Source organism: uncultured Sphingomonas sp. (genome assembly GCF_964243315.1).
GTDB lineage: Bacteria > Pseudomonadota > Alphaproteobacteria > Sphingomonadales > Sphingomonadaceae > Sphingomonas.
Window position 1 is genome coordinate 19,513 of record NZ_CAXTEM010000026.1, and the last position, 24,440, is coordinate 43,952.

Consider the following 24,440-nt stretch of genomic DNA (forward strand, 5'->3'; position numbering starts at 1 on the left):
GTCAGCGCTCCGTGAACAGCTTGTAGACCATCGTGTTACGATAGGTCTGGCCGGGATCGAGCCGCAGCGAGGGGAAGCGCGGCTGGTTGGGTGCATCGGGGAATAGCTGCGGCTCCATGACGATCGCATCGCCCATCCGGTAAATGTGGCGGCCCTTGCCGACGATCGTGCCGTCGAAGAAATTGCCCGAATAGAATTGCAGCCCGGGCTGGTTCGACCATAGCTCGAACCCGCGGCCCGACACCGGCTCGACCACGCGCGCCATCATGTGCTGGGTCGAGGTGACCGCGTCGCCGATCAACCAATTATGATCATAGCCGCGGCCATAGGCGATCTGCGGATCGCGCGCGTCGCGTACCCGGTCGCCGATCGCGGTCGGCTTGCGGAAATCGAACACCGTGCCTGCGACGCTGGCGTGACGTCCGGTCGGGATCGATGTCGCATCGGTCGGAGTGTAGCGCGCAGCGGGGATCGTCACGACATGCCCCATCGCGCCGCGCGGCGATCCGACGCCGGCCAAGTTCCAATAGGCATGGTTGGAGATGTTGACGACGGTCGATCGATCGGTGGTGGCACGATAGTCGATCGTCAGCTGGTTCTGTTCGTCGAGCGAATAGGTCGCATAGGTGGTGAGCGTACCTGGATAGCCCATATCGCCGTCTGGGCTGACGTAACGCAGCGTCACCGAGGCTGCGGGCCCGTTCTTCACCTCGGTGACGTCCCACAGCACCTTGTCGAAGCCCTTCGTGCCGCCGTGCAGCGAGTTGGGGCCGTTGTTGACCGGCACCGTGTACACGCGTCCGTCGAAGGTGAAGCGGCCATTGGCGATGCGGTTGGCGACCCGGCCGACGGTGGCACCGAAGAATTCCGGCTTGGTCAGATATCCGTCGATCGTGTCGTAGCCGATCTGCACGTCGGCGCGCTTGCCCGCCTTGTCCGGCATGGTCAGCGCCTGGAGCGACGCGCCGAGCGCGATCACGGTCGCCGAAATCCCGCGACCGTTGGTCAGCGTCACAGAGGGCACGGCGCGGCCGTCTGGCATGCGGCCGAACGTCGCGCGTTTGGCCTGCGCGGCAAAGGCAGGATCGGCGCCAGTCAATGCCCAGCCGCTAGCGGCAAGCGCGGTCGCCATCATCAACGTACGTGACATCTACTCTCCCTTTCCGATCATCTGCGGCCCGACCGGGGCGGCGGCATCGCACGACGTAGCGGCGCAGGTCCGGCGTTTGCGACGTCGTCGACATCCGATCTCCCACTCGGCACCGGCTTTTGCCGGTTTCCGTTATCCCGCGCACCCCGTTGCCGGCGCGAAAGCCTATCGCCGACGGGTTAAGGTGCATCCATTTACCAACCTAAGTTGATCTGTCCATAAATCTTACAAATGCGTGTTGATTGTTGCGTATGGTTCGTTTTAGCACGGTTCGCAATCGGAATACCGATGGACGATTTAGGGGAGAGACCATGAACATTCGGGCCATGTTGAACGCGTCGGCGGCGACGCTGGCACTTGCCGCTGGCGCCCCGGCGTTCGCGCAGACGACCGCGCCGGCAGCGGGTCAGGCACAGGACCTCCCCAAACCCGAGACCGCCTCCGACCAGAGCGCGAACCCCGCGACGGCAGAGCCTTCGGTGCAGGAAACTCCCGCCGAGGCTGGTGGTGACATCATCGTTACCGGTCTCCGTCGCAGCCTCGAATCCGCGCAGGCGATCAAGCGCACATCGGACGGCATCGTCGACGCGGTGGTCGCGCAGGATATCGGCAAACTCCCCGACACCTTCGCCTCGTCTGCCTTGCAACGCGTGCCCGGGGTGACCGTCACGCGCGGCGGTGGCGAAGCAGCAGGGGTGACGGTGCGCGGCCTTCCCGACCTGACCACCACCTATAACGGCCGCCAGATCTTCACTGCGGAAGGTCGCTACGTTCAGATCCAAGACTTTCCGGCGGGCACGGTCGCCGCACTCGAAGTCTACAAGTCCGGCACCGCGAATCAGATCGAGGGCGGCATCGCGGGCACGGTCAACGTCCGCGGGCGCAAACCGTTTGATTTCAACGGCTTCGAACTGTCCGGTTCGCTGAACGGCGTGTTGTCGCAGCAATCGAAGAACATCGTGCCGAATGGCAATCTGCTCGTCAGCGACCGGTGGGACACCGGCATCGGCGAGATGGGCTTGTTGTTGAACGTCTCGTACGTCGGCATCAACTTCCTCGATTCCACCCGCGAACAATCGCTGGTGATCGCAAGCACCGATGCGACCACCGCGCCCGGCGCCGCTGCCGGATTGCGCTACCCCGATGCGCAGGGCATCTTCCTTGGCTACGGCAATCGCTATCGGCCATCAGCCAACGCTGCGTTCCAGTGGAAGCCCACCCCCGAGCTCGAAATCTACGCGGACGGGCTCTACCAGGGCTTCCGGTCCAAGGATTACAACCGCTTCCTGTTCGTTCCGATCTTCGGCGGGGCGGTGTTGTCGAACGTAACGACAATCGACGGCACTAATCAGATCGCCAGCGCCACCGTCACCAACGCATTCCGTCCGGACGGCTATACGGGCTCGTTCAATGGCAAGACCGACACCTATCAGGGCGGTGGTGGCGCGATCTGGACGAGGGATCGGCTGCAGATCTCGGCCGACGTCGCCTACACCGACAGCAAATACACCGCGAACCTGGTCAACGTCGACTATCTCTTCGCAAGTTCGCCCGTCCGCAACGTGCAGTTCGAGGCTGGGAACGACGGCGGCCCGACGCAGTCCTTCGTCGATTTCGACATCACCAACCCGGCTAACTACCTCAGCCGCGGGCTCTACCAAGAGTTGCTCGTGGTCAGCGGGAAGGATCTGCAAACGCGTGCCGACGTGCAATATGATTTCGACGGCGGCTTCCTCAAGCGGGTGCAACTCGGCGTGCGTTACGCCGACCGCGATGCCGCCCGCGATTTCGGCAATTCCTACTTCAACAACGAAGGGCTGCGCGTTCCGCTGTCGTCATTGCCAGGCGCCGACATCCGTACCGCTCGGCCGGGCTTCGCGTTCGACACCGTCCAGCCCAACGTTTCCTATGCGGCACTGACTCGCAACAGCATCCGCGACAATCTGCCGGCGCTACGCAGCTTCTTCGGAACGCCCACCGGAACGGTGGCATTCAACCCACCAGACACGTTCCGCGCCAACGAGAAGTCCTACGCGGCCTATGCGCAGGTGAAGTACGGCTTCGACCTCGGCAGCGTCGTCGTCGACGGACTTGCCGGGCTGCGCGCGATCAAGACGAAGCTGCGTATCAACGGCTTCTCACGGATCGAGGACGCCGGCGGCGTCGTCTCGAACCCGGTGGTCAATGCGACGAGCGACATCACCGACTATCTGCCGAACGCCAGCGCGCGGGTGGCGTTCAGCGACAAGCTGCAACTGCGGCTCGCCTACACCCAGACCCGGACCCGTCCGAACTTCTTCGATCTGCGGCCCAATCTCTCGCTCGGCCAGCCGGTGGTGATCGTCGATCCGAGCGATCCCTGTTTCGATCCGGCCAGCACGACTCCGCAGTGTATCGAACGGCGTCGGCGCGGTGGATCTGCAGGCAATCCCGACCTGCGGGCACTGACGTCGAACAATTACGATATCAGCTTGGAATACTACTTTTCGAGGACGGGCTCGCTGACCGCAGCGTTGTTCCGTCATGATGCCCAGGGTTTCCTGTCGACGGTCGCGGACCGTTCCACCGGGGGTCTGACGATCAACCGGCCGCTCAACCTCGGCAACACTCGATTGGACGGCGCCGAGGTTTCGTTCACCAGCTTCCTCGACATCGACGGCCTGCCGGATTGGGCGAAGGGGTTCGGCGTCCAAGCCAACGGCACCTACATCGACGCAAAGGGCGATCTGCCGCCGGACCAGGCGGCGACCTTCAACAACGAACAGCAGCCCTTCCGCGGCGTGTCGAAATGGGCATACAACGTCATCGCCCTTTACGAACGACCAACCTTCTCGGGCCGTCTTGCCTATAATTATCGATCCAAGTTCGTGACTTTCGATCCGGCGTACACGTTCCAGCCGCTCGATCCGATCGCGCATCCGGTCATCGAACGCGGCCGGGGGCAACTTGACGCGTCGTTGACTGTTACGCCCGTGCCCAACATCACGGTTGCCTTCGACATCATAAATCTTCTCGGCAATCCGCTCCAACGCTATCGCCAGTATGACAACGGCGACTCATACACGCGTCAGATCCTCTACATTGAGCGCGCCTATTCGCTCGGCGTCCGGTTCCGGTTCTGAGCGGCCGATGCGGAGGATGAGATTGTCGGGGGCGCTTGTCGCAGCATTGCTCGGGATCGCGCTCGCCAGCACGGCGGTGGCGGGCAATCCCGAATTCCAGGGTGCCGATCCGCACGCGCTGCTGATCGGCGACGAGCTATGGGTATTCCCGACCGGCGGGCCGGGCGGCACCTGGGCGGCCGACCGGTTCGGCGCCTTCTCGTCGCGCGACTTGAAGACATGGCGCAGTCGCGGCGTTCTGTTGCAGCGTGACAACATCCGCTGGATCGACGACGACGGCGCGCGCGATCACTTCCTGTGGGCGCCGGGCGTCGCCCGACGGAATGGCAAATGGTATCTTTACTACTCGGTCGGACCACAGAACCCGACGCCAAGCCGGATCGGCGTCGCAGTCGCCGATCGACCGCAAGGACCGTATCGCGATAGCGGCCGCCCGTTGATCACCGGGGGTAACGGCTTCGAGGCGATCGATCCGATGGTCTTCGTCGATCCGCGATCAGGCAAGACCTATCTCTATGCCGGCGGCAGCGCCGGCGCGACCCTCCGGGTATGGGAACTGAACCCCGACATGGTCGGCATCGCGCGCGAGGTGAAGGTCGATCAGCCGCCGATGTTCACCGAAGGCGCGTTCATGCACGAACGCGGCGGCCTATATTACCTTTCCTATAGTCACGGTCGCTGGAACGGGCCGGACTATTCGTCGCACTACGCCACCGCGCCCTCGCCGACCGGGCCGTGGACCTACCGTGGCGCGATCCTGACCAGCGATGCGCGGCATCAGGGGCCGGGCCACCACAGCTTCGTGCAGGATCCCGCGGGCGACTGGCTGATCGTCTATCACCGCTGGGAGTCGTCGCCCGCGGACGCCCCGCTGAAGGGCGAGCGGCAGGTGGCGATCGAGCGGGTTCGCTATGCCGCGGACGGGACCATCCTGCCGATCAAGATGTCGGACGACGCCGACGCACCGACGCTGCCGATCCGCGCCACGCGACATTGATGGACCGTCGGCTTCCGTCCCGCTGTGGTCCGTCCTAGCGAACATCCTTCGCAAGACGGCGTTGACTATCCAGTCGGCCGTCGTGGGTCGAGAACGGTCGCCTTACTGCTATCGCTACGGCCTCACCAAAGGCCGGCAGCACGGGGTAAGATGAAGGAGAGCCAGTCGTTGCCACGCAAGAACCGTCTTCGTTACACGACTATCTACGTAGTAACGAGGCGGCTACTGAGACGCCGTGGACCGGCTTCGAACCGAAAGTCCTTCCATCGGAGATCGTCTGATTTCACCAGTTCCGTCACGCAACGACCAATCAGCGGGTTTGTCCCATATCTTGGGCGGCGACGGCGAGATGGCTTCGCTAACGCGCCAGCACGATTGGGCGGCCACCCCTCTCGGCGAACCCGAGCATTGGGAGCAGTCGCTACGAACGGCGGTCTCGATCTGCCTTACCACGCCGTTCGTCAGCGCCGTTCACTGGGGAACCGATCTACGCATTATCTACAACGACGCCTATGCGCCCGCGCTGGCGGAGCGCCACCCGCGGGTGCTCGGACAGCCGTTCCGGGAAGTATGGCCTGAGATCTGGGATGTGCTCGGGCCACAGATCGAGCAGGTCTTGGAGACCGGTCGCGGCTTCTCCACCGAAAACCAGCTTCTGCGAATGGAGCGGAACGGGCGGGTCGACGACACTTTCTGGATCTATAGCTTCGCACCGATACAAGGCGAGAGTCGCAAGATTGAAGGCGTGTTCGTCACCGCGATCGACAACACCGCGAACGTGCTTGCAGGACAGCGCCGCGACGCCGCCACGTCGCGGCAACAGCGGATGTTTGAGCAGGCGCCGGGCTTCATCACCGTGCTCGAGGGCCCCGAGCACCGCTTCGTGCTTGCCAACGCCGCTTACACACGGCTCGTGGGTCGGTCCGACTTGATCGGAAAAACCATCGCCGAGGCGCTGCCGGAAGCAGTCGAACAAGGCTATCTCGAGCTGCTCGATCGCGTGTTCGAAAGCGGCGAGACGTTCACCTCTTCTGGCTCGCGATATGTGACGCAGGACCGGCCCGGCGCGCCGGCCGACGAGCGCTACGTCACCTTTGTGTATCAGCCGCTCGTCGACGAAGACGGCCACGTCACCGGCATCTTCGTCGAGGGGCAGGACGTCACCGCAACCGACCGCGCCGACGCCGTGCTGCGCGAAAGCGAAACGCGTTTCCGCAACATGGCCGATAATGCGCCGGTGATGATGTGGGTGACCGATCCGCTTGGCTATTGCACGCATCTCAATGCCCGTTGGTACGAGTTTACCGGTCAGGCGCCGGGTTCGGGAGAGGCTTATGGCTGGCTCGATGCCGTGCATCCTGAAGACCGCGCGGTAGCGGAAGCAACATTCGTCGCGGCCAACGCCGAGCGCCGCGACTATCAGGTCGAGTTCCGCTTGCGCCGCGCCGATGGCGTATATCGGTGGACGATCGACAAGGCCGCCGCACGGTTCGGCGCGGACGGCGGGTATCTCGGTTACGTCGGTTCGGTCATTGACATCGACGAGCGCCGCGAGGCGGAACAGACCCTCGCGCTCAGCCAGGAACAGCTACGGCTCGCCACCGACATAGGCGAGATCGGCGAGTGGGATGTCGACCACATCACGGGTGCGATGTTCTGGCCACCGCGGGTGAAGGCGATGTTCGGCATTTCGCCGGACGTGCCGGTTACATTGGACGATTTCCACGACGGCGTTCATCCCGACGATCGCGAGAAGACTCGTGCCGCCTACGAGGCCGCGAGCGATCCTGATCTCCGTGCCTTTTACGACGTCGAATACCGCACCATCGGCAAGGAGGACGGCGCGCTGCGGTGGGTGGCGGCCAAAGGCCGCGGCCTCTTCGATGCCGACGGCGCCTGCTTCCGGGTTATCGGCACCGCCATCGACGTCACCGCGCGGAAGGCCGACGAGGAGAAGCTGCGCGAACTCAATGAAAAGCTGGAAAGCCGTGTCGCTGAGCGCACCGCCGAGCTCGAGGCTTCCCAGGAGGCGCTCCGGCAGGCGCAGAAAATGGAAGCGGTGGGTCAGCTGACTGGCGGGCTCGCCCACGATTTCAACAACTTGCTGACCGGCATCTCCGGCAGCCTCGAGCTGATACAGCTTCGTATCGCGCAGGGCCGGACCGGTGACGTCGAGCGATACGTCCAGGCAGCGCAGGGCGCCTCCAATCGCGCGGCGGCGCTGACGCATCGGCTGCTCGCCTTTTCACGCCGACAGACCCTTGCGCCCAAAGCCACCGACGTGGTGCGACTGATCACAGGCATGGAAGAGCTGGTCCGCCGGACGGTGGGACCTGCCGTAGAGATCGAAACGATCAATTCGGCAGGTTTGTGGCCCAGCCTCATAGATCCGAGCCAGCTCGAGAATGCGGTACTGAACCTCTGCCTCAACGCGCGCGATGCGATGCCGGACGGCGGCAAGATCACGATCGAGACCGCCAATCGCTGGATGGACCGTACCGCTGCCGATCAGCGCGGTATGGAACCGGGCCAGTACATCTCCTTGTGCGTGTCGGACACGGGAACAGGCATGCCGCCTCACGTTGTGGCGAAGGCGTTCGACCCGTTCTTCACGACCAAGCCGATCGGCATGGGTACCGGTCTGGGCCTGTCGATGATCTACGGCTTCGCCAAGCAGTCGGGTGGCTCCGTCGCGATCTATTCGGAAGCCGGAAAAGGTACGATGGTGTGCATCTACCTGCCTCGTCACCATGGCGACGCCAGCGAGACCCATATGATCGCCAAAACCGGAGAGCCGCCTCGTGCAGAAGCGGGCGAAACGGTGCTGGTGATCGACGACGAACCGACCGTGCGGATGCTCGTCGGTGAGGTTTTGACCGACCTCGGATACACGGCGATCGAGGCGGCCGACGGCCCAGCTGGGTTGAAGGTTCTGAACTCGGACCTGAGGATCGACCTGCTGGTGACCGACGTAGGTCTGCCCGGCGGCATGAACGGTCGTCAGGTCGCCGACGCGGCACGTACTGCCAGGCCGGATCTCAAGGTGTTGTTCATCACCGGCTATGCAGAGAATGCGGTGCTTAGCCATGGGCACCTAGACGCGGGGATGCACGTCGTGACCAAGCCATTCGCGATCGACACGCTCGCCGCCCGCATACGGGAGCTCATCGAGGGTTAGCAGGCCGGCTTGGCACCCTCATTGATCAGCGCCCGACCGGCAGTCGCCTCGGTTCCATGTGCGATCAGGTCCAAGATCAACGCAGAGCGATCATCCACTTCGTCCGATCTTGGAGATCGATGCTCTGTCGCGACGCTCTGAACGCGCCGGGTAGACGGTGGACGCGCTACGTCTCAATGAAGCTGACAGCTACCTTCTGACGGAGACCGCGTGATGAACGACGTTGACCGCCGAACCGCGATAGCGGGCGTCGCTCTGGGGATCGCTGCCTTACCGGTCGCAGCTGCCAGCCAAAGCCGGACGCCGCCCTCGGCTAGTTTCACGCCCAAGCCGCTACCGTTCGATCCCGCGGCGCTTCCGGGTCTCTCGGCCAAGCTGCTGACCAGCCACCACGACAACAATTATGCCGGCGCCGTGAAGCGCCTGGGCGCTATTCGGGCCGAGTTCGCCCGGCTGGATCCGACGACGGCACCGGGCTTCACCATCAACGGGCTGAAGCGCGAGGAGCTGATCGCCTGGAATTCCATGATCCTCCACGAGATCTATTTCGCCGGTTTAGGCGGCGCATCTCGGCCCGGCAAAGGCCTCGCGCAGGCAATCGAACGTGACTTCGGTAGTCATGCACGCTGGTCGGCGGAGTTTACCGGCATGGGCAAGGCGCTAGCGGGCGGCTCCGGCTGGGTGCTGCTGACATGGAGCGAGCGGGACGACCGGCTGACCAACCAATGGGCTGCCGATCACACCATGACGTTGGCAGGCGGCACGCCGCTCCTTGCCCTCGACATGTACGAGCACGCCTATGCGATCGACTATGGCGCGAAAGCTGGCGACTATGTCGATGCCTATATGAAGGTGCTGAGCTGGGACGCGGCCAGCCGCGGGTTCGAACGCTTAGTAGCGTCGATCTAGCACTCAGCCTTTTGGGCAAGCATGTTGTCTTAATGCCCTAGAGCCTGATGCCGAAGCGAGGTGCGGCCCAGGTCATCAGCAGGTAGAGGACAATCGTCAGCGCACAGCCTGCCAGCAACGCCGGCCAGAAGCCCAAACCACGTCGTAGCAGCATCGGCATCAGCAGGAACATTGGCAACGAGGGAAGAACGTACCAAAACGTTGCCCCAGCGTGAGCAGCCATGTTCTCTGCGTCAGGCTTGTCACGCCACAGCCACATCATGCCGAGCACCGACACGAGCGGCAACGACGCGACCAGCGCCCCGATCCCGGGATAGCGCTTCGCCATCTCTGACGCGACCGCGATGACGATGCCGGAGATGGCCGCCTTGGCTAGCAGATACAGCATCGATCGACTCCGGTGCGGCGTGCGCCACCATCCGCCGATGAGCGTAGGGAGGCTCCTTGTTGCGGCAGTGCGGCGGCCGACACTTTGGTTACGTTCTGAGACAGCACCGATATATCAACGGGCATGCTCGGCGCCAGCACTCCCTTATCGCCTCCGTCCGGGTTTAGTATTTTGCTCGAAGGGTGATGCCGTAACGGGCCGGTTGGTTGTAATTGACGGTACGTCCCAGATACGCCGTCACGCCAGCACCCGAAGGAGCCGCCAGCAACGTCTGCGAGATGATGTTGCGTTCGTCAGTGGCATTATTTGCAAAAAGCGAGAGATCGTAGCGGTCGCCGTCGAGGCGGAAGCCCGCGCGCAGGTTGACATTATATTGAGTGGGCACCTGCGTATAGATCGATTGCGTCACCCCCGTGCTGTAGGATGTAGTGCGCGAGAATTGCGCGTAGCTGTAGAAGGTCGTCTTCGACGATATCTCGAAGTCCCATGATGGCGTGACGGATAGCGCCCACTTCGGCGCGTAGGGTGCGCGCTGTCCTTTGGCATCGATGTTGGCCACGCCATTGTAGCTCAGTTCAGCGGGCGCGGGTAACGAGGGTGCACGGGTGTAGACCGCGTCGTTGTAGTTGCCGTCGAAGGTCAGCCTGACCCCCGATCCGAAATTGGCTGCAAGGCTCCATTCGACGCCCCGTGCGCGAATGTCTCCGACGTTAGTCGCGCCGCGCTGCGGCGTACCGTCGGGCAGCGTGTAGGATATGGACGTCTGAAAGCCATTCAGCTTTTCGTTGTAGGCCGCAACGGACAGGGAGAGACGGCGATCGAACAGCGACGCCTTCACGCCCGCCTCATAATTCTGGGTGGTCGTCGGTTCGATGGCGGGTGCCGCCGGGTTCAGCGAGCGGTTGTTGAGATCGAGGCCGCCGGCCTGGAAGCCGGTGGCGTAGGTTACGTAGGAGGTGATGTCGGGCGTGATCTTGTAGGCGAGGCTGACCGTGCCCGACACGTTGTCGTTCGACGTCTCGAGATCGAGCGCATAGCCCGTCGTCGGGACGGAAGTGGGATAGCCGGGGACCGCGTAGGCGACGCCCGCATTCCGCTGGACCGCGTCGATCGCGTTGTAGAAGGCGTTGAGCTGCGCGTTGGTGATCCCCGCCGGCGCCGTCTGCGGCAGCCGGCTGGTGTCCACCGGACTGCTGCCGTTCTTGCGATCATAGGTGTAGCGCAGCCCGCCGGTGAGATCGAGCGCATCGCTGATGTGCCACGTCGCCTGCCCATAGGCCGCGGCGGTCCTGTTCTCGACGATGGTGTCCTCTATGATCTGCGCTCCGGTCAGTTGCGATCGGAAGGACAAGGGGATCGGCGTGAAGCTCGCTCCCGCCACGCTGTTATAGGCATTGTACCAAGGGATCACGTCGGCGCCGAACTGGTGGACGATGTAGTGGTCCTTCAATTTGGAATAGTAGAAGAAGGCACCGACCTGCCACTCGACCGGCGCGCGGCCGCTGGACACCAGGCGAAGCTCCTGGCTGAACTGGTTGCTGCGGCTGATCGCGACATTCTGATAGATGTCGATCGGGGTATTGTCGCTGTCCTGCGGGGGATTGAAGGTCCACAGCCGCCACGCGGTGATCGAGGTCAGGTTGGCCCAGCCATAATCATAGTCGGCCGTGAGCGACACGCCCGCGTTCTTGGTCTTCATATGATTGTAGTTGTTGGTGATGCTGTCCCGCGGGTTCACTGCCGGCGTCCAGTCCTGCACCCCGCCAAAGCTGGAGAGCTGCCCCAGCGCCCTCAACGCGTTGGTCGTCCTCGCCTGCTGCGCCGTCGTGGTGTTGATGCCCCAATTGCCGGGGCCGAAGAGCTCGACGATCCCGCCGCCCGAACTGAAGCCTGACGAACTGTCGGACTCGACGTTGAGATCGCCCGCGAGATTGAGCTTCAGGTCGCCGGTCTCGACCAGGAACTGCTGGCGAACGCCCCAGCGACCGGTGCCCGCCGTCTTGTCATCGTCGGTCGCTGTCGGCGCGAAGATGCCCTTCTGAATCGCCGCTGCCCGGAACGTCGGCCGGAACGGCGTTGCGATCCACCCATCGGCGCGGGTGCCATAAGCCACGGTACGGAAAGCGACGTGATCGGTGATCGGGCCAGTGACGATCGCCTTGGCCTGCGCGAAGTCGTACCGGCCATAGCTGACTTCGAAGCTGCGTGCCGCCGTGAAGCTCGGCTTGTTGAAAGTAATATTGAGCGCACCCGCGGCCGCATTGCGCCCGAACAGCGTGCCCTGCGGACCGCGCAACACCTCGAAGCTCTGGACGTCGACCAGATCCTGCAGCACCTGTCCTGGCCGTGCCTGGTAGACGCCGTCAAAATACACCCCGATCGCATTGTCGAGCCCGTCCGCCGCGGTCGGGGCATAGCCGATCCCGCGGATCGTGACCGAGAAGTTGCGCGGATTGCCCCCGGTCGAATTGAGACCCGGCGTCTGATCGATCAGGCTCTGCAGATCGATCGTTCCTTTGCGCTCCAGCGTCTCGCCGCTGATCGCCTGCACCGAGATCGGCACGTCGCGGATGTTCTCGGACCGTCGCCGTGCGGTGACCACTACGTCGCCTTCGCCGTCCACGTCGACGGCCGCCAGTGACTTCTGTGCGACCTGCGCCTGAGCGGCGAGCGGTGCCGCCAGCGTGGACGCGGACGCGACGAGCGCGCGGAAAAAGATGCGATTCATGGCAAAGCCCCCAACGGCGTCGGTCAATTCCTACCGACTCGATGGGTATTGATGAAGCTCAATGCATACTAGAACAGTAGGAATTGATTTGAGCGGCCGAAGTTTTTCTGCATCGTCCTGATCGGCGCACCGCCTCACACATGCTGCCGAAGCGGGAGAGCGGATATGGCGGCGATCGGAACGGCACGGGTAAGCACGCAGGGCTTCGGCGCGATGGGCCTCTCCCATGTCTATGGAGCGGCCGACGAGGCGGACTCGATCCGCACGCTGCACCCCGCGATCGATCTCGGCATCAACTTCTTCGACACCGCCACCGCCTATGGCGACGGGCATAACGAGGAGTTGCTCGGTCGCGCCATCGCCGGCCGCCGCGACGGCCTGGTCATCGCGAGCAAGTTCACGCATCGCCGCGGCGGCGACGGCACCCGCGTCACCGCACGCGAAGCCGTCGACGCAAGTCTGCGCCGCCTCGACGTGGAGCGGATCGACCTTTATTACCTGCACCGGGTCGATCCCGAGATCCCGATCGAACAATCGGTGGGCGAGCTCGGCCGGCTCCGCGACGAAGGCAAGATCGGGGCGGTCGGCGTCTCGGAGGCGAGCGCGGCCCAGTTGCGGCGGGCGCACGCCGAGACCCGGATCGACGCGCTGCAGAGCGAGTACTCGCTGTGGACCCGCGGCGCAGAGGTGGAGATCCTCCCCACCACGCGCGAACTCGGCATCGCCTTCGTCGCATACAGCCCGCTCGGCCGCGGCTTCCTCGCCGGCGCAGGGCCGGTCGAGGACGGCGACCGCCGCAACATCCATCCACGCTTCAAGGCCGATGCGGTCGCCGCCAACGCGGTACGCCGCCGGACCATCGAAGACATCGCGGAGCGGCTGAAGGTTTCGCCTGCACAGGTCAGCCTTGCTTGGGTGCTGGCCAAGGGGGTCGTACCGATCCCCGGCACCCGTCACATCCGACACCTCGACGAGAATTGGGCCGCCAACGCGATCGAGCTCGACGAAGGGACGATCGAGGAACTTGAGGACGCCTTCGTCCGAGGTGCCACCGCGGGCGATCGCTACCCGGCCGAGCAGATGAAGTTCGTGCCGGCCGAGCCGCTGCACGCCTGATGCCGTTCCCGGCGTCCCGCTGGCCGACAGGGTCGCTCTCGCTTGCCGCCGCGGTGACGATATCGACCGCGTTGCTCGTCGCCTTCGCGCCCGCTCGGCAAGTGGCCGAGGCGACGCCGGCAGCGGCACTGACCGCGCCGCTGTCGAAGCAGGTGCCGCCGGGCGTCGTGCTGCGGATCGGCGATCCCGTCACCCGCTGGGTGTTCGAACATAATGGCTGGGAACGAAAGCTGCCCTTCCGCATCGAATGGGCCGAGATCACCGGCGGACCGGACGTTACCGAAGCCTTCCATGCCGGCGTGCTCGACGTCGGCTTCGGCGCCAGCGTCCCGCCGATCCATGCGGTGTGGATGGGCATCCCGGTCCGCATCATCGCCTTTCGCGAATATGCCGGACGCGTCAGCCGCCAGGCCTATGTCTTCGGGATCGCGCCCGGTGCCGATATCCGCAGCGTCGCCGATCTTCGCGGCAAGCGGATCGCCTTCAGTCCAAGCCAGGTGCAGGCGCAGATCGTCATCGAGACGCTGAAGGCGGCGGGCATTCCACGCGACCAGGTGACGCTGGTCGAGCTGCCCTCCAGCATCGGCGGCGACGTCTATGCGAACGCGTTGGCCGCCGGCGCCGTCGACGCCGCGCCGATCCGCAACGATCTCGTCGCGCAACGCTACATGCGCGATTACGGGGCGAAGGGCGCGAGGCTGCTCGAACACCCGCCGTTCAGGGACGATGGCGGCAACGTCTACGTGCCCGAAGCCGTGCTCGCCGACCCTGCAAAGGCCGCCGCGCTCCGGATCTTCGCGCATTATTGGGGCCTCGGTCAGGCGTGGATCAACGCCCATCCCGAAGAGCTCGCACGCGGTTATTATGCCGCCCAGCGCGGCCTGCCGATCGCCGATGCCCGGGTCATGGCGAAATACGTCTCTGGCGTCTCCGTGCCCCGCACCTGGGCAGGCGCCTTCGCCTATGAACAAGCCGCGATCGACACGCTGGCGCCCGAGACCAAGCGCCATCGCTTCGCCGCGGCGAGCCTCTTCGATCGCAGGTTCGAGTCGATCGCGGGCGATGCAGCAGCAGCGAAGGCACCCGCCCTATGAATGCGTTCTCGCACGATCTGCACGTCCCGGCCCCGGCAGCCGTCGCGCCTCCACCGCCCGCCACGCGGCGTGCACCCCGGCAGCGACTCAGCCCCGGCCGTCCCGCCCGCTACGGCAGCCTGCTCGGACCGGCGCTCCTGCTCTTCTACTGGACGGTCCTGTCGATCACCGGTTGGCTCGACCCGCGGACGTTACCCGCTCCCTGGACCGCGATCACCACCGGGTACGACCTGATCCGCGAAGGCCGACTGCAGGCGAACCTCGCCGTATCGGCATGGCGGGCGATGACCGGGCTCGGCTTCGGCGTCGCGATCGGCACCGCATTGGCCCTGTTGTCTGGCCTGTCGCTGCTCGGTGGCTATGTCATCGACGGGCTGGTGCAGATCAAGCGCGGAGTCCCGATCCTGGCACTGATCCCCTTCATGATCCTGTGGCTCGGCATCGGCGAGACCATGAAGATCACGCTGATCGCGACCGCCGTCTTCGTCCCCGTCTACATCAACACCCACAATGCACTGCGCGCCATCGACATCCGCCATGTCGAACTGGCCGAGACAATCGGGCTGACGCGCTGGCAATTCATCCGCCACGTCGTGGTGCCCGGGTCGCTGCCCGGCTTCCTGACCGGCCTGCGCTTCGGGGTGACGTCCTCGTGGCTGGCGCTGGTCGTCGTCGAACAGCTCAATGCCACCAGCGGCATCGGCTATATGGTCACGCTCGCCCGCAACTATGCGCAGACCGACGTGATGCTGGTCGGGTTGGTCATTTATGCGCTGCTCGGCTTCGGGTCCGACGCGCTGGTTCGCCGGCTCGAACGGCATCTGTTGAGCTGGCGCCGGAGCTTCGGCCGATGACCCCGCACGGCGACGCTCCCGCGGTTCAGGTCCGGAACCTGGTTCGCTCGTTCACGACCAAGGGCGTGCTGAACGGCATCGACGTCGATGTCGCGCCGGGCGAATTCGTGGCGATCCTAGGGCGTAGCGGTTCGGGCAAGAGCACGCTGCTGCGCGCTCTGGCGGAGATCGATCACGAGGCGGTCGGCACCGGCGAGATCAGGCTGCCCGAGCGGCTGTCGGTGATCTTCCAGGACGCTCGCTTGCTGCCATGGACGCGCGTGCTCGACAACGTCCTGCTCGGCATCACCGGCGGGCAGCAGCGCGGCCGCGAAGCGCTTGCGGAAGTCGGCCTCGCTGGCCGCGAACGAGCATGGCCACACGAACTGTCGGGCGGGGAACAGCAACGCGTCGCCCTGGCGCGTGCGCTAGTCCGCGAACCCAAGCTGTTGCTGGCGGACGAGCCGTTCGGCGCACTGGACGCGCTGACCCGCATTCAGATGCATGCCTTGTTGCGGCAGCTGGTCCAGCGGCATCAGCCCGCGGTCCTGCTCGTCACGCACGACATAGAGGAGGCGATCCTCCTTGCCGATCGGATCGTGCTTCTCGAGGACGGCAAGCTTGCCGCCGATCTGCTGGTCGATCTGCCTGCCGTCGGCGCCGGGCGGCGCGCGCGGATCGCCGATCTTCGCAAGCTGCTCCACCGCCTGCTCGGGATCGAGGAAAGCCCGGAAGGCGAACAGCTCTCCGCTCTCCACCCGCCGGCTCCGTTGCCGGGAGGGCATCATGGTGCAGACGATGAAGCGGCCTGATCTCGGAGCCGCGATCAGAGCCTCCCAAGACGAGCACCTCTTCGCGCGGTATCGCGAGCGGCTCGACCCAGCCGCTGCCTGGAACGCCACGCTCGATACGATCCTGTCACATCGCTCGGTGCGCACCTACTTGCCCGATCCGGTGCCGTTCGAGACCGTGCAATTGCTGGTCGCGGCCGCGCAATCCGCAGCAACCTCCTCGAACCTCCAGCCCTGGAGCGTGGTGGCGGTCGAGGATCCCGCGCGCAAGGCCAGGCTGGCGGCGCTCGCGGGTAACCAGGCCCAGATACTACAAGCGCCGCTCTTCCTGCTCTGGATAGTGGACCATCATCGGCTGACGCAGATCGGTGAGCGCGTCGGCGTCGCGGCTGAAGGGCTACATTTCCTTGAGAGTTTTCTCCTCGGCGCTGTGGATACCGCGCTGGCCGCCCAGAACGCAGTCGTTGCGCTGGAATCGATCGGGCTCGGCAGCTGCTACATCGGCGGCATCCGCAACAAGCCCGCCGAGGTCGCGGCCGAGCTCGGTTTGCCGCCGCAGACCTTCGCGCTGTTTGGCATGACGGTCGGCTATCCGGATGCTGCAGCCCCGGCCTCGGTCAAACCGCGCCTCCCGCAGCAGACGGTCCTTTTTCGGGAACGGTACGGGTCGGAAGCCAGCGTCTCAGCCATCGCCGCCTATGACGGTCGGCTGCGCGAATTTCAGCGCGAACAATCGATGGTCGAACGCGACTGGACCGACCAGGCAAGCCAGCGCGTCCGCGGTGCCGCATCGCTGGCGGGTCGCGACGTGCTGCGCAGCGTCCTTCACGATCTCGGTTTCCAGCTCGCCTAGCCGAGCCCTTCGGCCCCGCCCCCCAGACCTCCCATTATGACGGACATCCCTATGACGAACGCCACAGAATTCCTCTGGTACATCCCGAACGAGACCGAAGGCGGGCATCGCGGCGACATCAGTGGATCCGACCCGTTCAGCCTGCAGACGCTGACCGACCATGCGGTCGCTCTGGAGGACCATGGCTGGGGCGGCGCGCTGATCGGCACCGGCTGGGGGCGACCCGACACCTTCACGGTCGCCGCGGCGCTGACCGCACGCACCAAGACCTTCGAGCCACTGATCGCGATCCGTCCGGGCTATTGGCGCCCCGCGCATTTTGCCTCGGCCGCCGCGACCCTCGACGAGCTTAGCGGTGGAAGGGTGCGGATCAACATCGTCTCCGGGCAGGACAAACTCGCTGCCTATGGCGATACCGAGGGCGATCAGGCGCACCGCTACGATCGCACGAAGGATTTCATGCGGCTGGTGCGTCGTCTGTGGACCGAGACCGACGTGACGTTCCGCGGCGAGCATTTTCAGGTCGAGGCCTCGACTGCCTCCCCCCGGATTACGCCCCGCGGCGACCGGCTGCACCCGAAGCTGTATTTCGGCGGCGCGTCGGAGGCGGCCGAGCGGGTCGCAGCGACGGAAGCGGACGTGCAACTCTTCTGGGGCGAACCACTCGACGGCGTCGCCGATCGCATCGCGCGCCTGAAGCGGCTGAGCCGCGATTTGGATCGCGACCTGCCGCCCCTGCAATTCGGGCTCCGCATCACCACGCTGGTGCGCGACACCACCGAGCAGGCCTGGGCCGATGCCGAGGCGAAGGTCGACGTCATGGCCAACCAGACCCGCGTGGATCAGCACCGCAGCTTCAAGGCGGTGGGCCAGCAGCGCCTGCTCGATCTCCATGCCCGCGGGGAAGTGCTCGACGACAATCTCTATACCGCGCCGGGACGATATGGCGGTGGCGGGGCGGGCACGACGTGGCTGGTCGGATCGGCCACCGAGGTCGCCAGCTCGCTGCGCAAATACCGCGATCTCGGCATTACCCACTTCGTCCTGTCGGACACCCCCTATTTGTCCGAAATCGGCCGGCAGGGCGATCAGCTGCTACCGCTCCTCCGCGATGCGCCGCCGCTTACGGCGGAACGGATTGTCGCGGGCGATCAAGTTGCCTGATGCGGGGGCGTCTGCTGGCAGTGGCGGCCAGATGCTTTGCGCTGCGAATTGTCGAGCAGGCGGTCGCCGTGATAGGTGGTCGCATGCGCCTTTACGGCGCTCGGTGTTAGCGGAGCCATATTCGCACGCTAGCCCACAAAGTTGCGCCCGCCACCAATGCGATCTGCGAGCTGAAGGTTGCTCTCGAGCCGTTCTCGCAAATTCTCTTGCTTTTACGAAGCCTCCGTTCGTTCAAGTGCTATTCTTCGTTTCAACTGCGATACAACGCGCACCGCGCCGCACATTCGATCAAGCGGAGCGCATTGCGACGCCGTCCGTTCAAGCCACCGAACCCCAAGACGAGACGGCATATGGAATATACAAAACTCGGCATCACCGGCCTCGACGTGTCGCGCCTGTGCCTCGGATGTATGACCTACGGCATACCCGATCGCGGCAACCATGCCTGGACACTCGATGAGGAGACCAGCCGTCCGCTCCTCCGCAAGGCAGTGGAGGCAGGGATCAACTTCTTCGACACCGCCAACGTCTATTCCGACGGGACATCCGAAGAGATTGTCGGCCGCGCGCTCAAGGAGTTCGCGCGCCGCGACGAGGTCGTGATCGCGACCAAGGTTCACGGCCGGATGCGGCCCGGGCCGAACGGCGCAGGACTGTCGCGCAAGGCGATCATGGCGGAGATCGACGCCAGCCTGACACGGCTCGGCACCGATTACATCGACCTCTACCAGATACACCGCTTCGATCACGACGTGCCGATCGAGGAGACGCTGGAGGCGCTCCACGATGTCGTGAAGGCGGGCAAGGCGCGCTACATCGGCGCCTCGTCGATGTACGCTTGGCAGTTCGCGACCATGCTCCACGTCTCCGAGGCCAATGGCTGGACACGCTTCGCGACGATGCAAAACTATCTCAATCTGCTCTACCGCGAGGAAGAACGCGAGATGCTACCGCTGTGCGAGGCGGAGGGGATCGGGGTCATTCCGTGGAGCCCGCTCGCACGCGGTCGCCTGACGCGCGACTGGGACGATCAGACGGAGCGATCTCAGACTGACGAATTTGGAAAGACGCTCTACGCCCACACCGTCGAGGCGGATCGCAAGGTCGTGGAAGCGGTCGCGACCGTCGCAGCAGAACGCCGCGTACCTCGCGCGCAGGTCGCGCTAGCCTGGGTGTTGGCCAAGTCGGAGGTATCGGCGCCGATCATCGGCGCGTCCAAGCAAGCACATCTCGACGACGCGATCGCCGCGCTCGCGCTCGTGCTTACCGAACCGGATATCGCTCGGCTGGAGGGGCCTTATGTCCCGCATGCCGTCGTCGGCTTCGCGTGAGCGACTTACGCGCCGAGCTGCCGGCGAACGCGTTCGACAAGCAGGACGGCGGCGACGATCTCTCCTTCTATGCGCCGCCACGCCTAGTCTCCCACATCGACAATGGGGCGGTCGCGGCCCTGACCGCCTACTACGCCCGCGTCATACCTCCCAACGCTGTCGTGCTCGATCTCATGTCGAGCTGGATCAGCCACCTGCCGGCGGGGCTCGCAGCCGCCGAAGTCATTGGCCACAGCATGAACGCGGTCGAGCTGCAGGCCAATGATCGCCTCGACCGCTGGTTCATTGCCGATCTTAACGCCACCCCAGCGCTGCCGCTGCCTGATGATGGCGTCGATATAGCTCTGTGCTGCGTCGGAGTTCAGTATCTCCAGCAACCGGTCGAGGTCTTTACTGAGGTTCGCCGCGTGTTGCGGCCGGGCGGGCTTTTCGCCGTCAGCTATTCCAACCGCTGCTTTCCGACAAAAGCCGTACGGATCTGGCGCGCGCTCGACATGGCGGGACAGGCGCGCTTGATCCGCCTGTACATGGAGCGGTCCGGCTTCGCCGCGGTGAAAACCGAGGTGCTGGCTGATGGCAGCACGGGCGATCCGCTGATCGTCGTCGCTGGCACCAAATAGTTGCGACAATGCGTCAGCTTTGAGCCCGCGACGACCCAGCGCCGGAGCTCAACGATGCTGACGCGCTTCCAGAACCAATCCTTAGTTCATGTTGACGGTTGATCAGATCCCCCACCGCCCGCACGGCGACCCGTTGCCGAGCGTGTTGAACGATACCGCCGCTTAGTGACCTTCGCCCAGAGATCGCGCACCCGTCGGCCGTCGGCGGGCAATCCTCGAAGGTCTCCAGACCGTCGAAATAGTTGATCAGCAAGTCGCCGACGGCGTCGACATTCGCGTGACGGAAGTTGACCGCCATGCGCCTTCGACAAACGGCCGCTTACGTCATGCGGCCAAGCATAGCGGCATGGCGTAACTCAGGATCCGGGCTCAGGCGGCGGGAATGAGCGAGTCGACCCCACGCGCCGCGACAACCCAACGATAGACCGCATCGGCAATGTAAAGGCGGAACTGGGTCGGATCGACCCGCACGCTTTTTGCATTCCCGACGCAGATGCGCGCACGGTCTATCAGCGCCTCCTGCACATCCCCCAATCGGGCCGGTCCATCGCTCAGGGCAAGACGGACCGCAAGACGCGGTTCGACGCGAACCATGCAAACTGCAACCTCGAAATACCGATAATCGGCAGGCAGGCGAAAGCGATTACGTTTTGCTTCGCGTGCGTTGAAGCGCGCTTGCACCGCGGGATCGTTAACCTCTTGGCGGGTCAACGTGATCCCGGGAGCGTACATCTTCATCGCTGCGATGGTGAAGGCGCCGCGATCATAGATTGAGCGGCCCAGCGGTGCAGCATCAGGAATATTCAGAGGGCCCGCGAATCTGCCTTGCGCAGCGCTTTGCAAATCCACGCTTTGTGCAGCGCGAGGCGGAGAGCGGAAATTCTGCAACGTTGTGCTTTGGCTGCACGTGATGTTGATGCGAAACAACCGATCCTGTGCAGCCACCTGACGAGCTTGATTGAACTCGCCGTCGACCACGTCGCGGAGCCGCGAAAGATTGGCGAGACGACCGCGAGCCGCACATTTTGCCAGCTTTTCCGAGTATTCATAGGTCTGGCGATTACGAACGATCGAGACGGCAGCCGGGGCACGAACGCGCTTATTAGGCTCTTTGCCCGAACGGTAACCTTTCACCACAATGTCGTCCGGTTGGCTGTCGTCCATCGACGCAGGCGATTGCTGAGCAAACAGTGCAGCAGCTGCTATAGAGAGGTGGAAGAGCAGACCGCTATACATCTTGGACCAGCCATCCATCATGGTCTGCACCACCGACGATGGAAAATCGCGAAAGTTGGCTCAGACGAGCTTTCCATGTACTAGCCTGCCGTTGCGGCCACGTACGACAGGTAACGCGCACAGGTTCTCCAACCGATCTAGGCGTTCAGCATGCGCATCGCGCTGCCCTAGCATTCGCATATTTGCAAGTCCGTCGTTCGCCAGTTTGCTTGCCCACTTACAGATCTGAGCCTTAGGAAGCAGGCGAATGGCCGTATTCTGGAAGCGGTGACCCAAAACTATGAGCACGAACCAACTGATGAACTTGTTAGACCTGTTGGACGCAAGGCATAAGTTCCATACCGCGGGTGATCCGCTCCATCTCCGATCGATGAGTAAGTTATACAAAGAGCCAGAGACGCGGGACCGGTGATCAGCGTCCGGTTATAACGTCCGGATCAAACGCGACGTTGATGCTCGTATTTGCGCCTGGTCCGAAGCTGATGCTGTTCGCCGTCCGATATCGCGTCTTTCATTTCGAGCTGCAGCCGCAACCGCATGCACGCTCGTCCCGCGAGAAAGCTGCCAACTTATGAGCCGGCGTTCGCTCGAGGGTCAGCTACCTAAGCTGGTCGACGGATCTCGGCGGCTGAACAAACGCCAGTCGACGCGAAATCATAGACTACATCCTCCGACACGCGCGAACCATCGAAGTCCGCGCGTGTCCCAATGGCGAATGCGCCAGCGCTGCCTATTTCGTAACGATCGTCACCCCGTGCACTGCCCATTCCTCAACGGTGTTGCAGAGGGTTGCGGGCTGCGAAACATCCTTACTCACCGTCTTGCTCATTGTGCGCGGCATGCAGATGCGGCTTGTTGCGTCCTTGATGGCGCGTGCGGGCACAATGACGGGCTTATCCTTGCGCGGTGCGGACAGTGCCGGCGTGGCAATCAAGGAAGCAACGACTGCGAGGGCGGTAGTCGGGAAAGCTGCGGACATGAGACGTCTCCTTATACGGTAGGCCGCGCGGCCTCGTGCGGCAGCTGTGCTAGTGCATTATTGATGCCAAACACCTGTTTCTAATATTATCATAGAGTTACACAGTGTCGCTCGTTGATTGGCTTGGCGCTACTCGCCAAGGGTTGGTGCAAAATGCCGATCTGGATTGTCCTTTCGCCCTGTCCGTTCTCCGGAATCGGTTTCTTCGGCATGGTGTCTGGAGCTACGCGGCTAGAGCGAGTTGCTACACGCATGTCGTGCGAAGGTGCGATGAGCGGCGACAGGAACTGCGGTCGCCCTGGGGCGAACACCCAAGCGTCTCAGCGGCCGCCAACCGAGCCTGCTCTTTTGCCCACAACGGCGCCCGCCAGCTTGGCGACTCCCAGCGTAGTTCAAGCGGCGTTAAACGAGGCTGACGAGCGCGGTCGCAACCGGCTCGGGCGGCGAGCAAACGTCCGCCTCTGGCGGCTAGCCAAATCGAGCGCCTCGCTACAAGGATCAGCGATCCGACAACAAGAGAGAAGAGGTGAAGGGCCAGGAGGAAGTCTACATACAAGAACTGCGCGGAAACAACCCGACGACCCTCAGACACCGTGAGCAGTGTCGGCAGCGAACTTGCTCGCATCCGGAAAGCGCGATCGGGCATTCTCCCGGTCGATCATGCCAGTAAATATGCGAACGTCTTGTCGATCATCGCCCGCATCCTCGACAACGAAGCTAGAGGCACGGCTTGCCAAGCTGGAGGCGACGCAGTGACCCGCGCCTCGCCAGCCGCATCGCGAATCTAGAGCCGCGCGCGTTGCCGGTCGTCGTTCCGCATATCGTCACCGTTCGGCACGGCGAAACCCCAGACGATGCACGGGCGCGTTGCACGCCGAAGTACGGATCGAGGCTGCGACACCGCCACGGACTTATCGTCGTGCCCGCGGGCATTGTAACCGAACAGGAAGCCGCGTTCGCAATTCAGCAGATGTAGCTAGTTGCGCGCGCGAAGTCGCCGCCGGAACCGACTGATGAACGCAATCGGTATCCCCTTCAGCCTCGTGAACGATGCATTCGCGACCGACGTGCCGGGGGTGGGCGCGATCATTCGCAAACGAAAAGTTCTTTTAAAAAGGACGTTTAGATGAGGTACTGGCGGAGAGGGTGGGATTCGAACCCACGGTACCCGTGAGGGCACGCCGCATTTCGAGTGCGGTACATTCGACCACTCTGCCACCTCTCCGCGAGGACGAAAGCCTGCCGTAACGGCGGGCCGGTCGGTCGAGGGCGCGCTCCTATCGCAGACGTGGCAGGTGCGCAAGCGGCTCGGCTTGTGCGGCGCGAAACAACCACTAGATTGATGCGATGCCACGCCATGACCCAACGACCCCGGCCAAGGCCGCCCAGATCGCCGCTGCGCCGCCGATCGCCCATGCGCGCTTTTCGATCGGCGAAGTGGTGCGTCATCGCATGTTCGATTTCCGCGGCGTGATCTTCGACGTCGATCCGGTCTTCGCCAACACCGACGAATGGTACGACGCGATTCCCGAAGGCGTGCGGCCGAAGAAGGACCAGCCCTTCTACCACCTGCTCGCCGAGAACGCCGAATCGAGCTATGTCGCCTATGTCAGCCAGCAGAACCTGGTGCCGGACGACAGTGACGAACCGATCGATCATCCCGCGATCGCCGGCCTGTTCACGAATTTCGCCGACGGCCGGTACGCGTTGAAGCGCGAGCACCGCCACTAGGCGCGCTGCTTCGGCGGCAACGTACGATGGGCATGAAATGCAGCGCCGGGCGACGCTTCGCGGTTGACAGCGGCGGCCCCCTCTTATAGCTGCCGCCCCTCATCTCGCCGGGCTTGCCTGTGCGGGCGACTGTATTTTGGGAAGTGACTAGAGCCATGTTCGCGATCGTGCGCACGGGCGGCAAGCAGTATCGCGTCGCCGCCGGAGACAAGATCGTCGT

At 63.8% G+C, this 24,440-nt stretch carries 19 protein-coding genes and 1 tRNA gene; 14 read left to right on the forward strand and 6 right to left on the reverse strand.

What is annotated here, in order from left to right:
- Window position 1 precedes the first annotated feature (1 nt).
- On the reverse strand, window positions 2-1,150 hold the full coding sequence (locus tag ACFE77_RS09450; protein ID WP_375421388.1) for an aldose epimerase family protein: 1,149 nt from the start codon (window positions 1,148-1,150) through the stop codon (window positions 2-4).
- 311 nt (window positions 1,151-1,461) lie between these two features.
- Here ACFE77_RS09450 and ACFE77_RS09455 point away from each other — a divergent pair, with 311 nt between their 5' ends.
- The 4 genes from ACFE77_RS09455 (at window position 1,462) to ACFE77_RS09470 (ending at window position 9,356) form a co-directional block, all read left to right on the forward strand.
- Complete coding sequence (locus ACFE77_RS09455) at window positions 1,462-4,272, forward strand: TonB-dependent receptor (protein ID WP_375421389.1); 2,811 nt, start codon at window positions 1,462-1,464, stop codon at window positions 4,270-4,272.
- A gap of 16 nt (window positions 4,273-4,288) precedes the next feature.
- A complete protein-coding gene (locus tag ACFE77_RS09460) occupies window positions 4,289-5,269 on the forward strand; it encodes a family 43 glycosylhydrolase (protein WP_375421404.1) in 981 nt (326 codons plus the stop codon).
- A 349-nt stretch (window positions 5,270-5,618) separates the two neighbouring features.
- Window positions 5,619-8,447: a PAS domain S-box protein gene (locus ACFE77_RS09465; protein WP_375421405.1), complete on the forward strand. Its 2,829-nt coding sequence runs from the start codon at window positions 5,619-5,621 to the stop codon at window positions 8,445-8,447.
- A gap of 213 nt (window positions 8,448-8,660) precedes the next feature.
- Window positions 8,661-9,356 (forward strand): superoxide dismutase, encoded by a 696-nt coding sequence (locus ACFE77_RS09470; protein WP_375421390.1) that lies wholly within the window; start codon window positions 8,661-8,663, stop codon window positions 9,354-9,356.
- Between the two features lie 37 nt (window positions 9,357-9,393).
- Here ACFE77_RS09470 and ACFE77_RS09475 read toward each other — a convergent pair whose 3' ends face one another.
- Window positions 9,394-9,744 carry a DUF3147 family protein gene (locus ACFE77_RS09475; protein ID WP_375421391.1) on the reverse strand — a complete coding sequence of 117 codons (351 nt, stop codon included), beginning with the start codon at window positions 9,742-9,744 and terminating at the stop codon, window positions 9,394-9,396.
- Between the two features lie 163 nt (window positions 9,745-9,907).
- Window positions 9,908-12,472, reverse strand: a complete 2,565-nt coding sequence (locus ACFE77_RS09480) for a TonB-dependent receptor (RefSeq protein ID WP_375421392.1) — start codon at window positions 12,470-12,472, stop codon at window positions 9,908-9,910.
- Window positions 12,473-12,637: 165 nt separating this feature from the next.
- On the opposite strand from ACFE77_RS09480, the gene ACFE77_RS09485 reads away from it, so the two are divergent.
- From ACFE77_RS09485 to ACFE77_RS09520, 8 genes are all read left to right on the forward strand, one after another.
- On the forward strand, window positions 12,638-13,588 hold the full coding sequence (locus tag ACFE77_RS09485) for an aldo/keto reductase (protein WP_375421393.1): 951 nt from the start codon (window positions 12,638-12,640) through the stop codon (window positions 13,586-13,588).
- Complete coding sequence (locus ACFE77_RS09490) at window positions 13,588-14,682, forward strand: ABC transporter substrate-binding protein (protein WP_375421394.1); 1,095 nt, start codon at window positions 13,588-13,590, stop codon at window positions 14,680-14,682. The genes ACFE77_RS09485 and ACFE77_RS09490 overlap by 1 nt, the downstream gene beginning before the upstream one ends.
- Window positions 14,679-15,536 carry an ABC transporter permease gene (locus ACFE77_RS09495; RefSeq protein ID WP_375421395.1) on the forward strand — a complete coding sequence of 286 codons (858 nt, stop codon included), beginning with the start codon at window positions 14,679-14,681 and terminating at the stop codon, window positions 15,534-15,536. Before ACFE77_RS09490 ends, ACFE77_RS09495 begins: the two co-directional genes overlap by 4 nt.
- Entirely contained in the window at window positions 15,533-16,327 is a 795-nt protein-coding gene (locus tag ACFE77_RS09500; protein ID WP_375421396.1) for an ABC transporter ATP-binding protein, read from the forward strand. Before ACFE77_RS09495 ends, ACFE77_RS09500 begins: the two co-directional genes overlap by 4 nt.
- On the forward strand, window positions 16,302-17,159 hold the full coding sequence (locus tag ACFE77_RS09505; RefSeq protein WP_375421397.1) for an NADPH-dependent oxidoreductase: 858 nt from the start codon (window positions 16,302-16,304) through the stop codon (window positions 17,157-17,159). The genes ACFE77_RS09500 and ACFE77_RS09505 overlap by 26 nt, the downstream gene beginning before the upstream one ends.
- A gap of 51 nt (window positions 17,160-17,210) precedes the next feature.
- The gene (locus tag ACFE77_RS09510; protein ID WP_375421398.1) at window positions 17,211-18,323 is read left to right on the forward strand and encodes an LLM class flavin-dependent oxidoreductase; all 1,113 of its coding nucleotides are present in this window, start codon (window positions 17,211-17,213) and stop codon (window positions 18,321-18,323) included.
- Window positions 18,324-18,673: 350 nt separating this feature from the next.
- Entirely contained in the window at window positions 18,674-19,654 is a 981-nt protein-coding gene (locus tag ACFE77_RS09515; protein WP_375421399.1) for an aldo/keto reductase, read from the forward strand.
- The gene (locus ACFE77_RS09520; protein WP_375421400.1) at window positions 19,651-20,274 is read left to right on the forward strand and encodes a class I SAM-dependent methyltransferase; all 624 of its coding nucleotides are present in this window, start codon (window positions 19,651-19,653) and stop codon (window positions 20,272-20,274) included. Before ACFE77_RS09515 ends, ACFE77_RS09520 begins: the two co-directional genes overlap by 4 nt.
- 369 nt (window positions 20,275-20,643) lie before the next feature.
- Here the strand turns inward: ACFE77_RS09520 and ACFE77_RS09525 are convergent, their stop codons facing one another.
- The 3 genes from ACFE77_RS09525 to ACFE77_RS09535 form a co-directional block, all read right to left on the reverse strand.
- Window positions 20,644-21,540, reverse strand: a complete 897-nt coding sequence (locus ACFE77_RS09525; RefSeq protein WP_375421401.1) for a hypothetical protein — start codon at window positions 21,538-21,540, stop codon at window positions 20,644-20,646.
- Window positions 21,541-22,240: 700 nt separating this feature from the next.
- On the reverse strand, window positions 22,241-22,489 hold the full coding sequence (locus ACFE77_RS09530; protein ID WP_375421402.1) for a hypothetical protein: 249 nt from the start codon (window positions 22,487-22,489) through the stop codon (window positions 22,241-22,243).
- 1,135 nt (window positions 22,490-23,624) lie between these two features.
- Window positions 23,625-23,714, reverse strand: a tRNA-Ser gene (locus ACFE77_RS09535).
- 122 nt (window positions 23,715-23,836) lie between these two features.
- Here ACFE77_RS09535 and hspQ point away from each other — a divergent pair.
- Window positions 23,837-24,220, forward strand: coding sequence for a heat shock protein HspQ (gene hspQ / locus ACFE77_RS09540; RefSeq protein ID WP_375421403.1), 384 nt, complete (start codon window positions 23,837-23,839; stop codon window positions 24,218-24,220).
- Between the two features lie 155 nt (window positions 24,221-24,375).
- Window positions 24,376-24,440, forward strand: a 65-nt coding sequence (locus ACFE77_RS09545; RefSeq protein ID WP_375421406.1) for a bL21 family ribosomal protein, incomplete at its 3' end; no start/stop codon positions are given.

Excerpts from the sequence above, each read along its gene's own strand:
- ACFE77_RS09475 (WP_375421391.1), bottom strand. The coding sequence starts at position 9,744 with ATGCTGTATCTGCTAGCCAAGGCGGCCATCTCCGGCATCGTCATCGCG.
- ACFE77_RS09515 (WP_375421399.1), top strand. The coding sequence starts at position 18,674 with ATGGAATATACAAAACTCGGCATCACCGGCCTCGACGTGTCGCGCCTG.
- ACFE77_RS09460 (WP_375421404.1), top strand. The coding sequence starts at position 4,289 with ATGAGATTGTCGGGGGCGCTTGTCGCAGCATTGCTCGGGATCGCGCTC.
- ACFE77_RS09500 (WP_375421396.1), top strand. The coding sequence starts at position 15,533 with ATGACCCCGCACGGCGACGCTCCCGCGGTTCAGGTCCGGAACCTGGTT.
- ACFE77_RS09530 (WP_375421402.1), bottom strand. The coding sequence starts at position 22,489 with ATGTCCGCAGCTTTCCCGACTACCGCCCTCGCAGTCGTTGCTTCCTTG.
- ACFE77_RS09505 (WP_375421397.1), top strand. The coding sequence starts at position 16,302 with ATGGTGCAGACGATGAAGCGGCCTGATCTCGGAGCCGCGATCAGAGCC.
- ACFE77_RS09510 (WP_375421398.1), top strand. The coding sequence starts at position 17,211 with ATGACGAACGCCACAGAATTCCTCTGGTACATCCCGAACGAGACCGAA.
- ACFE77_RS09490 (WP_375421394.1), top strand. The coding sequence starts at position 13,588 with ATGCCGTTCCCGGCGTCCCGCTGGCCGACAGGGTCGCTCTCGCTTGCC.
- ACFE77_RS09495 (WP_375421395.1), top strand. The coding sequence starts at position 14,679 with ATGAATGCGTTCTCGCACGATCTGCACGTCCCGGCCCCGGCAGCCGTC.
- ACFE77_RS09450 (WP_375421388.1), bottom strand. The coding sequence starts at position 1,150 with ATGTCACGTACGTTGATGATGGCGACCGCGCTTGCCGCTAGCGGCTGG.
- hspQ (WP_375421403.1), top strand. The coding sequence starts at position 23,837 with ATGCCACGCCATGACCCAACGACCCCGGCCAAGGCCGCCCAGATCGCC.
- ACFE77_RS09470 (WP_375421390.1), top strand. The coding sequence starts at position 8,661 with ATGAACGACGTTGACCGCCGAACCGCGATAGCGGGCGTCGCTCTGGGG.
- ACFE77_RS09465 (WP_375421405.1), top strand. The coding sequence starts at position 5,619 with ATGGCTTCGCTAACGCGCCAGCACGATTGGGCGGCCACCCCTCTCGGC.
- ACFE77_RS09455 (WP_375421389.1), top strand. The coding sequence starts at position 1,462 with ATGAACATTCGGGCCATGTTGAACGCGTCGGCGGCGACGCTGGCACTT.
- ACFE77_RS09485 (WP_375421393.1), top strand. The coding sequence starts at position 12,638 with ATGGCGGCGATCGGAACGGCACGGGTAAGCACGCAGGGCTTCGGCGCG.
- ACFE77_RS09480 (WP_375421392.1), bottom strand. The coding sequence starts at position 12,472 with ATGAATCGCATCTTTTTCCGCGCGCTCGTCGCGTCCGCGTCCACGCTG.